At 55.8% G+C, this 10,952-nt stretch carries 14 protein-coding genes; 4 read left to right on the top strand and 10 right to left on the bottom strand.

The genetic code is table 11. The annotated features are described in order from the left end of the window. Positions 1-97 precede the first annotated feature (97 nt). From B5F28_RS06625 to B5F28_RS06600, 6 genes are all read right to left on the bottom strand, one after another. Positions 98-574 carry a DUF7000 family protein gene (locus B5F28_RS06625; RefSeq protein ID WP_087294524.1) on the bottom strand — a complete coding sequence of 159 codons (477 nt, stop codon included), beginning with the start codon at positions 572-574 and terminating at the stop codon, positions 98-100. Between the two features lie 47 nt (positions 575-621). After that, on the bottom strand, positions 622-1,275 hold the full coding sequence (locus tag B5F28_RS06620; RefSeq protein ID WP_087294522.1) for a vWA domain-containing protein: 654 nt from the start codon (positions 1,273-1,275) through the stop codon (positions 622-624). A gap of 88 nt (positions 1,276-1,363) precedes the next feature. Next, positions 1,364-2,026 carry a CatB-related O-acetyltransferase gene (locus B5F28_RS06615; protein ID WP_087294537.1) on the bottom strand — a complete coding sequence of 221 codons (663 nt, stop codon included), beginning with the start codon at positions 2,024-2,026 and terminating at the stop codon, positions 1,364-1,366. A 120-nt stretch (positions 2,027-2,146) separates the two neighbouring features. After that, positions 2,147-2,497, bottom strand: a complete 351-nt coding sequence (locus B5F28_RS06610; protein ID WP_087294520.1) for a DUF2200 domain-containing protein — start codon at positions 2,495-2,497, stop codon at positions 2,147-2,149. A gap of 22 nt (positions 2,498-2,519) precedes the next feature. After that, complete coding sequence (locus B5F28_RS06605; RefSeq protein WP_087294517.1) at positions 2,520-3,497, bottom strand: O-acetyl-ADP-ribose deacetylase; 978 nt, start codon at positions 3,495-3,497, stop codon at positions 2,520-2,522. Positions 3,498-3,519: 22 nt separating this feature from the next. Then, positions 3,520-4,077 (bottom strand): zeta toxin family protein, encoded by a 558-nt coding sequence (locus tag B5F28_RS06600; protein WP_143424699.1) that lies wholly within the window; start codon positions 4,075-4,077, stop codon positions 3,520-3,522. 452 nt (positions 4,078-4,529) lie between these two features. Here B5F28_RS06600 and B5F28_RS06595 point away from each other — a divergent pair, with 452 nt between their 5' ends. Then, positions 4,530-5,063 carry a hypothetical protein gene (locus B5F28_RS06595; protein ID WP_143424698.1) on the top strand — a complete coding sequence of 178 codons (534 nt, stop codon included), beginning with the start codon at positions 4,530-4,532 and terminating at the stop codon, positions 5,061-5,063. 126 nt (positions 5,064-5,189) lie between these two features. On the opposite strand, the gene B5F28_RS06590 is transcribed toward B5F28_RS06595, so the two are convergent. Further along, positions 5,190-5,948 carry an SDR family NAD(P)-dependent oxidoreductase gene (locus B5F28_RS06590; RefSeq protein ID WP_087294510.1) on the bottom strand — a complete coding sequence of 253 codons (759 nt, stop codon included), beginning with the start codon at positions 5,946-5,948 and terminating at the stop codon, positions 5,190-5,192. Positions 5,949-6,317: 369 nt separating this feature from the next. Here B5F28_RS06590 and B5F28_RS14435 point away from each other — a divergent pair, with 369 nt between their 5' ends. Next, on the top strand, positions 6,318-6,710 hold the full coding sequence (locus B5F28_RS14435; RefSeq protein ID WP_143424697.1) for a hypothetical protein: 393 nt from the start codon (positions 6,318-6,320) through the stop codon (positions 6,708-6,710). A 143-nt stretch (positions 6,711-6,853) separates the two neighbouring features. On the opposite strand, the gene B5F28_RS06580 is transcribed toward B5F28_RS14435, so the two are convergent. Further along, complete coding sequence (locus tag B5F28_RS06580) at positions 6,854-7,042, bottom strand: hypothetical protein (protein ID WP_087294506.1); 189 nt, start codon at positions 7,040-7,042, stop codon at positions 6,854-6,856. A gap of 138 nt (positions 7,043-7,180) precedes the next feature. Beyond that, entirely contained in the window at positions 7,181-7,474 is a 294-nt protein-coding gene (locus B5F28_RS06575) for a hypothetical protein (protein ID WP_087294504.1), read from the bottom strand. Between the two features lie 182 nt (positions 7,475-7,656). Between B5F28_RS06575 and B5F28_RS06570 the strand changes: the two genes are divergently transcribed. Further along, positions 7,657-9,354, top strand: a complete 1,698-nt coding sequence (locus B5F28_RS06570; RefSeq protein WP_087294535.1) for a recombinase family protein — start codon at positions 7,657-7,659, stop codon at positions 9,352-9,354. A 7-nt stretch (positions 9,355-9,361) separates the two neighbouring features. Beyond that, positions 9,362-9,709: a sigma-70 family RNA polymerase sigma factor gene (locus tag B5F28_RS06565; RefSeq protein WP_087294502.1), complete on the top strand. Its 348-nt coding sequence runs from the start codon at positions 9,362-9,364 to the stop codon at positions 9,707-9,709. Between the two features lie 70 nt (positions 9,710-9,779). On the opposite strand, the gene fucO is transcribed toward B5F28_RS06565, so the two are convergent. Further along, on the bottom strand, positions 9,780-10,928 hold the full coding sequence (fucO, locus tag B5F28_RS06560) for a lactaldehyde reductase (RefSeq protein ID WP_087294500.1): 1,149 nt from the start codon (positions 10,926-10,928) through the stop codon (positions 9,780-9,782). Between the last annotated feature and the right edge of the window lie 24 nt (positions 10,929-10,952).

Genomic DNA, 10,952 nt, shown 5'->3' with positions numbered 1-10,952 from the left:
TATTCCTTTCGGCATAGTAAAGCACCCCATTTGTTATTCAGTATATCATACTGTCTAACAAATGGGGTGCAGTTCACTTTCAGAAGCTCCGGCTCTTTTATTCTTTCAGCGAAAGGAACGCCCGCAGCTGTTCCACCGCATGTTTCATTGCCTGCACAACGACTTCCCCATCCGTCAGATCGGCTTCGACCGGAAGCCGCACCAGGTAATCCGTGCGGGCCGGGTTCTCGCTTTGTTTCATGGGTGGCGGGCAGTGGCTCAGCTGAGCAGCCCAGCGACTCTGAGCGGCCCGGTTCGCACCGGACAGCCACACCTCCAGCTGAAAACGCTCGGGAACAAACACCGCCACCATCTTGAGGCCCTGCTCCTTCAGCAGCGGATCGGTAAAAGAGAAATAGGCGTAGTCCATGCCGTTTTCACTGACGCTGCCCTGAAACCGGTATTCCGGCAGCTGTTGCTCCAGTGCGGTGCGCAGATAACGGAACATGCGCAGCCATTCCTGATAGGCCTTCCGCAAATTTGTGGTCTGCAAAAGGGTGCGGTAGGTTTCCAGAAGCGTTTGATCGAACTGCATGGAAGCTCCTCCTCTGCGGCAGTTTTATCTTTATTATAGCACACGCCTTACCGGCGGACATCCCGTTTTCGGAAGTCTGCCTCGATGGCGTCCTTCCAGTGCTCATCCAGCGGCGCGCTGCAACGGACTGCCGACACCGCCTGAGCCAGAACCTGATAATTCAGGCGGGTACCCTCACTGTCGCAGTGATAATTCACCGCCCGGTCTGCGTCAATGCCCAGATGACCCGCTGTTTCCACCGCGTCGATGTTGGCTCCCAGAAAGAGGAACTCCCAGCCATACTTCTTTTTCTGCCGCTGAATCATCCGGCGTACCTGATGGGCAGAATAACGACGGCTGGCATTTTCCATGCCGTCGGTGGTGATGACAAAAAGGGTATGCTCCGGCACATCCTCCGGCCGGGCGTATTTGTGGATATTGCCGATGTGGTGAATGGCTCCGCCCACCGCGTCCAGCAAGGCGGTGCAGCCCCGCACATAGTATTCCCGGTCGGTGATGGGCTTGACCCGTTCCGCCCGCACCCGGTCATGGAGCACCTCGACCCGATCATCGAACAATACGGTGGAGACCAGCGCCTCGCCGGGCTCCTTCTTCTGCTTGTTCAGCATGGAGTTAAAGCCGCCGATGGTATCTGCCTCCAGCCCCTGCATGGAGCCGCTGCGGTCCAGGATAAACACCAGCTCGGTCAAATTCTTTTTCATAAACAAATCCCCCTATACTGTGTTTTTTGGTTGCAAACACAGTATAGGGGGATCTCGCATTTTTTCGGTCGCCTGATGGGCGACAAGTTTATTCTTCGCTTGTGAGTCTTGCCTTTATTTGCTGCTTTACCTTTTCCAGATCCGGATCACAGAGCATCGGCAGTACCTTCACCAGTGTCTCCGGAGCAAGTTCCCACCAACGGAATTGCAGCAGCAGGCTTGTCAGCTCCTCATCAAATCGCTGCTTGATGAAACGGGCCGGGTTGCCTCCAAACACCGTATAAGGCGGAATATCTCCCGTTACTATGGAACAGGCGGCCACGATTGCACCGTCACCGATCTTCACTCCCGGCATGATGACACATTCCCGCCCGATCCATACATCATTGCCGATCACGGTATCGCCCTTGCGGGGGAGCTGCTCCATATGGGGCGGAGTATTTTCCTTCCATGCTCCGCCAAACACATGGAACGGATAGGTGGTCACGCTGCTGATCCGATGATTGGCGGGCCCCATGATAAACCTGGTCCCGGAGGCAATGGCACAGAATTTACCGATGATCAGATGGTCGCCAAACTCCGGGTAATTGAACAGCACATTGTTCTTTTCAAAGCCGGTGGGGTCCTGCGCATCATCGTAATAGGTATAATCCCCGATGATGATATTGGGGGCCTTGACCACATTTTTAATAAAACAAGAGGTTTTGTATTCATTGGGAAAGACCTGATTGGGGTCTGGAATATAGCTCATGGTTTTCATCCTTTCTTTTTGTTCATATCACATCCTTTCCGCTGCATCCTCGAACGGCAACCGCCCGTTTTTTTCGAATTTCTTTTCTTTCATTGCTGCACGCTCCTGTATGTACGATGATTATTTCCGCAGAATCTTCTCCATCGGCTTGCCCTTTGCCAGCTCGTCCACCAGCTTGTCCAGATAACGGATCTGTCGCATCATAGGGTCTTCGATCTCCTCCACCCGCACGCCGCAGATCTTGCCGGTGATGAGGGTGCAGTTGGGGTTGATGGCCGGCGCTGCACGGAAAAATTCGCCGTAGCTGATTCCGCTCTGCTCCATGGCGGCAAGCTGCTCCGGGGGATAGCCGGTGAGCCAGCCGGTCACCTGGTCCACCTCCTGGCGGGTGCGGCCCTTCTTTTCGGCCTTGGCTACCAGCAGCGGATACAGCTTTGCAAAGGGCATTTCGGTCACATCCATACGGGGCATAACGATTCTCCTTTCCCGGGCTTTAGCCGCCCAGAAGGCTCTGGTCAAAGGCGAACAGGGCCTCGTTGATCTCGAAAATATTGTAGTTCTGGTGGGCGATGAAATACTCCACGATGATATCGAACTTGCTGGCGTGGGAAAAGGCAAAGCCCGCCTTTTCCAGCAGCTGGCGCGCCTGGTCCAGCGGCAGCTCCAGCGCGATGGCAAAGGCCATGGCCGTGGGCTTGGAGGGCTTATAGTGCACATCCGAGCGAATCTTGGAAAACAGCTTGCGGTCGATATTGGCCTTTTTGTAGCACTGGGCATCGGTCATGCCCTTTTCGTCAATCTTGCGCAGCAGCATCTGGGAAAAGCTCTCGTCCAGCCGCTCCACCGCCTGGTTCAGCCCCTCGGGCACACCCGGCGCCGCTGCCTGCGCACAGGCGAAGGCCATGGCGCGGCGGTACTCCTCTTCCCGGCTTTCTGTGTGCTGCTCCACATAGCAGTCGTCGATGTATGCGGCGATGTCCGCAAAGAGCCTGCTGCCGATGGTGTAGGCCGCCCGGTCAAAGATGACCAGGTAGACCGTCATATCATTGGCCAGCAGAAAGTCGCCGATGGTATCCACCGCCACCTTGAGGGCCTGGTCTTTTGGGTAGCCATATACCCCGGAGGAGATGAGTGGGAAGGCCACCGTGCGGCAATCCTGTTCCAGCGCCAGCTCCAGGGAGGATCGGTAAGCGGACACCAGCAGCTCCCGTTCTCCATGACCGCCGCCCCGCCAGATGGGGCCCACGGTATGAATTACAAAGCGGGCGGGCAGCCGGTAGCCCTTTGTGAGCTTGGCACAGCCGGTCTTGCAGCCGCCCAGAGTGCGGCACTCCGCCAGCAGCTCCGGCCCGGCCGCCCGGTGGATGGCCCCATCCACGCCCCCGCCGCCCAGAAGGCTCTCGTTGGCGGCGTTGACGATTGCATCCACCTTCATGGCGGTAATATCGTTTCGAACAATATGCAGCGGCATGCAGCCACCTCCTTGTGTCGAATCAAATCTCTATAAGATAGTTCGTTTCAATCAGGGTGTAAGGAACACTGTGTTTTCGGCACATTTCCAACGTATAGGCATTGTCCCGCAGAAGGGTTTCCAGGGTGCAGTCGGAATCATCCAGCCGCTGCTCCGCCACGTTGGCATAGGCCTTGATATCCCCATAATGAGCGCGGATGTACTTCTCGCTCATCACCAGGCAGCGGTAACGAATTTGCGCCAGGTATTCCGGCGCAAATTCCTCCGCCCAGTCGAAGGGAATATAGCAGCCCTCCACGATCAGATCCTGCCCGTTTTCAATGGCCGTCTTCACCATCTCCCGCACCACCGGCCACAGGTAGCCGGTCAGCTCTTCATCGCTGCTGGTGGCAGTAAGCGAAGTATAGCCGCTGCGAATCAGTCCCATTTTCAGATGATCGATGGACAGGCAGTTTGCCTTATACCGTTCCACAAGCCGCCGGGCCAGCGCGGTCTTGCCCGTGTGCGACGCCCCCGCGATCAGAAACACCATGTGTTTCCCCTCCTCTGCGTGCCGACTTTTATTTAATAGCCCTATCATAGCACGAGCGGCCCCCGCCTGACAATCAGCGGGGGCCGCATTGCAGAGCCTGTTTGGTTTTTATACCGGCAGCCACAGCTCGCACCGGTAGGGCGTTCCGTTGCAGAATACGGCCTTGCCTCCATGGGCGGCGGCGATCTGGGCCACCAGTCGCAGGCCGGTGCCGTGGGCAGCTTCTCATCCGACTCCAGCGAATGGACCACAGGCTGCGGTATCTCGGCCACCGGGACGCTGCGGCGGAGTGAGCGGCGGGCAACACTGCCCGATTGCTGAAAGCAAAATGATTGACAAAACGCTCCCTGATGTAAGAAAATGAATTCATCAGGGAGCGTTTTGTTTGAAATTTCCTGATGGCCGACACCTATGCGGGCTAGCGAATCGATGAATGTCACACCACAATGTTCGGCTGAGCTGCCGAACACACACTGCACAAGCGAGGAGAGGGGTCCAATATGCGTTTTCCTGCTGCTTTCCGATGGTTCCCGTTTTCCAGACCCGCCGTGCTCTGGCTGGTTTTGCTTCTTGCTGCCGTATGTCTCATACTTTTGACTCGGTACATTATTGGTCTGGTTTCTTTGCTGAAAAAGATACCCAAACGGGCCGTACTGGAGAAAAAACGGACATATCTTTCCCCTCTGCCCGTTCCCCAGTTGTGGGAACAGCTGGCACAGAAAACAAGCAGCGATCTGTTTCGCTCTTATGAATTCATCGACTGGGGGGACGAATTCAGCAAAAGTATTTTCCTGGACATTGAAAGCTTCTCCCCTTGCCGGTCGCTGTACAACCCATGGGCGTTTGTTCCCGTGAAAAACCTGAACTGGTTTATTGACTGCTCCCCGGATGAAACCTCCCGGCAGACTCTGGTGGAATTGACCTGGAACGGCTCGCCGCTCCTGTTTGCCCTGTTCGGCCGCTTTTTTATTCACTATACCGATCAGTTTCTGGCACAAAAAATCAAGGCCGCAGCAAAGCCGCCACAGCGTTAATCCCACTTCTTTCCCTTCTGAATCCATTTCCCTTGTAAAAGACAAGCCCCTCTGAAAAAACAGAGAGGCTTGTTTTCTCTTTTTCGTTCCGGGTTTGATTCAGACCATTCAGGGTTATCTTTTTTGTTACACGCTGGTCCAACCGCCATCGATATAAATAGTCTGACCGGTGGTGTAGGCGCTAGCCTCACTGGCGAACAGCAGCAGCTGACCGCACAGCTCCAAGATTTCGCCGGGCCGCCCAATGGGGCAGCAGCCCTTCAGTTCCTCCAGCGCGTCTTCGGTGATCTGCATCATCTCGGTGGGGAATTCACCGGGGCCAATGGCATTCACAGTGATGTTGTACTGTGCCCACTCCTGCGCCAGAGCCCGGGTGAAGTTGGGCACCGCACCCTTGGTGGTGTTGTAGGCCAGAATCGGGTGATGGAGTGCGGCAATCCGGCCATACATGGAAGCCGTGTTGATGATGCGGCCATACCGCTGCGGAATCATATATTTTGCGCATTCCCGGGCCATCAGGAAATAACCCGTTAAACTCACATCCACCACCCGCTGCCACTTTTCCAGCGAAAGCTCCACGGTGGGGCAATAGGCGATCATACCGGCGTTGTTCACCAGGATATCCACCCTGCCAAAGGTATCCACCACCTGCTTCACACCTGCCACAACCTGCTCTTCCACAGACACATCGCACTGCACCGGCAAAAATTTACCGCCCATATCCTCGATCTCTTTCTTGAGCTGCTCCAGACGCTCAACCCGCCGGGCAAACCCGGCTACGCAGGCTCCGTTCTCTGCAAATGCCTTGCAGTATTCATACCCCAGACCTGAGGATGCGCCAGTAACAATGGCCACACGTCCGGTCAGATCCATATAGTTTTTCATTGTGCTGTTCCTTCTTTTTCCGATTCCGTCGGGTGATTGTCAATCACCATTTCATCCCTTATAATGATAGAAGATGATGGATTCTGCAACCAACAATCCATCCGCCCTCGTTGTTTACACAGCAGCTTCGCCGCATGTGTTGTCTATTTTTTATTGAGGAATCATTTTATGCTGAAAAATCCCGTTGATGTTCGGGCCAGGCGCACAGAAACCCAGCTGTAAACTACGCTGCTCTTCCTTCTGGAACGCAAACCCCTGCACAAAATCACGGTGGCAGAACTATGCCGCCTCTGCCCCTGCAATCGGGCCACCTTTTACAATCATTATCAGGACATTTATTCTCTGGCAGATGCACTGGAGGATAGCGTGGTGGAACAACTCCGCTGCCTGATGGAGCAGATAAAAACTGTCTCGCCGGACTCTGGTGCGGTCAGTGAGCTGTTTTTCCAGTTTTTGCAGAAATACAAGCATCCTCTGCGCATTTTGCTGCGCGGCGAGACCTCTCCCGTCTTTCTGCAAAAGCTGGATCATACCATCTTCCCCTTTTTCGAAACCATGGTACGTCAGAACTATCTGGTCCCACCAGAATACCGCGCTGAACAGCTGCAGGCCATTCTGCGCTTCCTTACCTCCGGGTATTATGGATTTTTCCTGCAGGAGCTGGAGCCGAACAGCACACTGCGGCCGGAGCTCCCCCAACTGGCTGCCAGCATCAGTGATCAATGCCTTTCCGGATTTTTTCCCAGAAGAGCCCACCCATAAATCGATCACACCAACCTCAATCCGCACCAAAAGCCTCTCCTGACAAAAGAATCGTCAGGAGAGGCTTTTTCTCGGAAATCTTCCGATGAGGCAGCTGCTCTTTATTTCCGTGCCTGCGGCCAGTAAACCGAATGCTCTGCCTTCTAGCTAAAAAGACATTTCTTTCCCACATCAATCACCGCCTCCAGCAGCTCCCGTTTTTGTTTCGGGGAGCAATCCAGCCCGCGAATGGTGCTGAGCACACAATCCGCATACAGCTCTGCTACCCGCCGGGCCAATTCCTTTTTGCCCGTTTCGCTTTGTGGGCTGTACACGATGATCTGGATCGGCATACCACTCCTCATTCGCTTCCCCTCCCCGCCCTTTCGTCTGATTCCATCCTATTACACACTTCCTGTCTTTTATACCAAAAGGCCCCGACCGCATGGAACGAACCATGTGGCCGGGGCCTTTTGTAAGTATTGAAAGCTTCAGGAATAGATGAAATCCACCAATCCGCCAAAGATGCCATCCACCACTTCCACCAAAAGGGATGCGGCCAGAGAAGCGGCAAAGCAGATCACCTCTGCCACAAAAACCCCGCCCACCATTGGCCAGTTGCCCTGAAACGCAGCAATTACTCCGCTGAGAAACAGCACAAACATGAGCAAGCCAAGCGCAACATGGGAGAGTCCGGACGCAATTTTCAGCAAAACACCAATGGTCCCAACCACCAGCATCAGCACCACGGCAATCAGCTTAAAGGGCAATTTCACAAGCCACATTCACAGCACCCCTTTTCCGAATTGTTCTGGTTCTACTATATCGTAAATCGAACATACAGGCAAGGCTGCCTGTCTCAAATTCAGTTCTTTTTAAATAACGCTGTTCCGCACGCCTTTTCTTCAGCCCGGTCTATCTTATCCTTTTGCCACGTTATATTACTACGAAAGAGGAGGCAATGACCATGGAAAAGAACAGCGATACCATCGCCATTTATTCCCGCAAATCCCGCTTTACCGGAAAGGGCGAGAGCATCGGCAATCAGGTGGACATGTGCCGGGCATATATCCGCACTGCCTTTGGCGAAGCTTATGCCGACCAGGCGGCAGTGTTCGAGGACGAGGGCTTTTCCGGCGGGAATCTGAACCGTCCGGATTTCAAACGGATGATGCAGGCAGCCCGGGCCCATCAGTTCCGGGCTGTGGTGGTCTACCGGCTGGACCGGATCAGCCGCAGCATCAGCGATTTCTCCGCCCTGATCGAAGAATTGGGCCGGCTGGGAATCGATTTTGTATCCATCCGGGAAAGCTTCGACACCTCCAGCCCCATGGGCCGGGCCATGATGTACATCGCATCGGTGTTCAGCCAGCTGGAACGGGAAACCATCGCCGAGCGCATCCGGGACAACATGCATGAACTGGCCAAAACCGGGCGCTGGCTAGGGGGCGTCACCCCCACCGGCTATACGTCAGAGGCTGTTGAAACGGTCACGGTGGACGGCAAAAACAAGCGAGCCTGCTGTCTGAAGCTTCTCCCCGAAGAAGCAGCCATTGTCCGCGTCATCTATCAGCTGTACGCAGAGACCGATTCCCTCACCCGGACCGAAACCGAGCTGCTGCGCCGCGGCTGCAAAACCAAAAACGACCGGAATTTCACCCGCTTTTCCATCAAAAGCATTTTACAGAACCCAGTCTACATGATTGCAGACCGGGAGGCTTACCGGTATTTCAAGGAACAGCAGGCAGAGCTTTTTTCTGCGCCGGAGGAATTCGACGGAGTGCGGGGCATCCTGGCCTACAACCGCACCGACCAGGAAAAGGGCCGTGCCGCCATTTTTCTTCCCATCAGCCGATGGATTATTTCTGTGGGGCAGCACCCGGGCCTGATCCCGGCCCATACCTGGATACAGGTTCAAAAGTCGCTGGAGCGCAACCGTTGCAAGGCCTACCGCAAGCCTCGCAGCAACCAGGCCCTGCTCACCGGCCTGCTCTGGTGCCGCTGCGGCAGCCGGATGTATCCCAAACTCACTCAGCGAATGGACATAGACGGCAAGCCGCTTTTTCGCTATGTGTGCAAACAAAAGGAGCACAGCAGACGCAGCCTGTGCAGTCTGGACAATGCCGGAGGCAATTCATTGGATGCCGCCCTGTGGGAGCAGATCAAATCGCTGGAGGGTGACCCTCATACTTTTGTTGCCCGGCTGGAACAGGGGCAGCGCTTCTTCGCCGACGGTGAGGACGGCCCCACGCAGCGGCGGGAAGAGCTGCACCGCCAACAGGCGGATTTGCAGCGCAAAATCACTGCCCTGATTGATTCTCTGCCCGACTTTGCGGGCGGTTGTGCCGCCGATCACGTAAAGCAGCGCATCGAAGAATTACACGCACAGAAGGCCTCACTCGAAGAGGAGCTTCGCGGGCTGGAACAGCCGCCGGAACAACGCACACTTCCCGCCGGGGAATTCAAGCTTTTACAGCGGCAGCTCACCCTGTTCCGGGACTGCGCGGATCAGATGGCCGTGGAACAAAAGCGAGCAGGGGTGCGCGCCTTGGTACAAAAGGTTCTCTGGGACGGCGCCTGTGCCCACGTGTTCTTGTTGGGCACAGAGAACGAAGCAATTTTGCAAAGCCCGGAAAACACGCATTTGTGTGAGGATAGCAAATGAGATCCGGATGCACCTTCGGAGGGAACGGAAAGCCCCGCTTACCCTTTCCATGCAGGAGCCGATCCAGACCAGCAAGGACGGCAGCCACCTGACAGTGCTGGATGTGGTACCGGATGACTTTTTGCTGGATGAGGACTGCGAGTTCCGGGAGGAATCCGGCCGTCTGCGCACACTGGTGCAGCAGCTCACCGGCCGGGAGCGTCAGGTGATCCTGCTGCGCTACGGCCTGAGCGGCCAGCCTCCACTGACCCAGCAGCAGGTGGCCCAGCTGCTGGGCATCAGCCGAAGCTATGTCTCCCGCATCGAAAAAGCAGCAGTGCAGGCACTTCGGGCGCAGCTGGACCCGGCGCGTTAAGTCAATGCAACACAAAAAGTGCACCCCGAGCAAACTCGGGGCGCACGAAAAATTTGATTCAGCTGGCTGATTACAGCAGTCTGCGGTACAGAGCAGCGATCTCCTCCACGCTGGTGTCGCGGGGGTTGCCGGGACGGCAGGCATCGGCGTAAGCGGACTCAGACAGGAACTGTACATCCTCTTCCTTCACGATAGCCTTCAGGTCGGCGGGGATGCCCACGTCGGCGGAGAGTTTCTTCACGGCTTCCACAGCAGCCTTGATGTAATCTTCCTTGGTCATGGTCTCGGTGCCTTCCACGCCCATGGCCTTGGCGATGTCGCGGTACTTCTCACCGGTAGCGGGAGCGTTGTATTCCATCACAGTGGGCAGCAGGATGGCGTTGGCAACACCATGAGGAGTGTCGTAAACAGCGCCCAGGCTGTGAGCCATGCTGTGAACGATGCCCAGGCCCACGTTGGAGAAGCCCTGGCCGGCGATGTACTGCGCCAGAGCCATGCCCTCACGGCCTTCCGGAGTGTTCTCAACAGCGCCGCGCAGGTGCTTGGAGATCAGCTCGATGGCCTTCAGGTGGAACATGTCGGTCATCTCCCAGGCGCCTTTGGTGATGTAACCCTCGATGGCATGGGTCAGAGCATCCATACCTGTGGCAGCGGTCAGGCCCTTGGGCATGCTGCTCATCATGTCGGGGTCAACCACAGCAACCTCGGGGATGTCGTTGGTGTCCACGCAAACGAACTTGCGCTTCTTCTCCACATCGGTGATTACGTAGTTGATGGTAACCTCGGCAGCGGTGCCGGCGGTGGTGGGAACAGCGATGGTGAACACGGCATGCTTCTTGGTGGGAGCAACGCCCTCCAGGCTGCGCACATCGGCGAACTCGGGGTTGTTGATGATGATACCAATGGCCTTGGCAGTATCCATGGAAGAACCGCCGCCGATGGTCACGATGCAGTCCGCGCCGGAAGCCTTGAAGGCCTCAACGCCGTGCTGTACGTTCTCGATGGTGGGGTTGGGCTTGATCTCGCTGTACACTTCGTAAGCGAAGCCGGCAGCATCCAGCAGATCGGTGACCTTCTTGGTCACACCGAACTTAACCAGATCGGGGTCGGAGCAGACAAAAGCCTTCTTGTAGCCACGGGCGGTCAGCTCGGGAACGATGTTCTCGATGGCGCCCTTGCCATGATAGGAAATGGTGTTCAGAACAATACGATTAGCCATGGGTAAACCTCTCCTTTTTGTTAT

The sequence above is a fragment of the Gemmiger sp. An194 genome, assembly GCF_002160145.1.
GTDB lineage: Bacteria > Bacillota > Clostridia > Oscillospirales > Ruminococcaceae > Allofournierella.
Note: the sequence above shows the minus strand (reverse complement) of the source record. Positions and strands in the feature narration are given on the sequence as shown.

Coding starts and splice junctions, on each gene's coding strand:
- B5F28_RS06565 (WP_087294502.1), top strand. CDS start 9,362: ATGCACCTTCGGAGGGAACGGAAAGCCCCGCTTACCCTTTCCATGCAG.
- B5F28_RS06610 (WP_087294520.1), bottom strand. CDS start 2,497: ATGCCCCGTATGGATGTGACCGAAATGCCCTTTGCAAAGCTGTATCCG.
- B5F28_RS06580 (WP_087294506.1), bottom strand. CDS start 7,042: ATGCCGATCCAGATCATCGTGTACAGCCCACAAAGCGAAACGGGCAAA.
- B5F28_RS06570 (WP_087294535.1), top strand. CDS start 7,657: ATGGAAAAGAACAGCGATACCATCGCCATTTATTCCCGCAAATCCCGC.
- B5F28_RS06615 (WP_087294537.1), bottom strand. CDS start 2,026: ATGAGCTATATTCCAGACCCCAATCAGGTCTTTCCCAATGAATACAAA.
- B5F28_RS06575 (WP_087294504.1), bottom strand. CDS start 7,474: ATGTGGCTTGTGAAATTGCCCTTTAAGCTGATTGCCGTGGTGCTGATG.
- fucO (WP_087294500.1), bottom strand. CDS start 10,928: ATGGCTAATCGTATTGTTCTGAACACCATTTCCTATCATGGCAAGGGC.
- B5F28_RS06600 (WP_143424699.1), bottom strand. CDS start 4,077: ATGATAGGGCTATTAAATAAAAGTCGGCACGCAGAGGAGGGGAAACAC.
- B5F28_RS06620 (WP_087294522.1), bottom strand. CDS start 1,275: ATGAAAAAGAATTTGACCGAGCTGGTGTTTATCCTGGACCGCAGCGGC.
- B5F28_RS06605 (WP_087294517.1), bottom strand. CDS start 3,497: ATGCCGCTGCATATTGTTCGAAACGATATTACCGCCATGAAGGTGGAT.
- B5F28_RS06625 (WP_087294524.1), bottom strand. CDS start 574: ATGCAGTTCGATCAAACGCTTCTGGAAACCTACCGCACCCTTTTGCAG.
- B5F28_RS06590 (WP_087294510.1), bottom strand. CDS start 5,948: ATGAAAAACTATATGGATCTGACCGGACGTGTGGCCATTGTTACTGGC.
- B5F28_RS06595 (WP_143424698.1), top strand. CDS start 4,530: ATGCGTTTTCCTGCTGCTTTCCGATGGTTCCCGTTTTCCAGACCCGCC.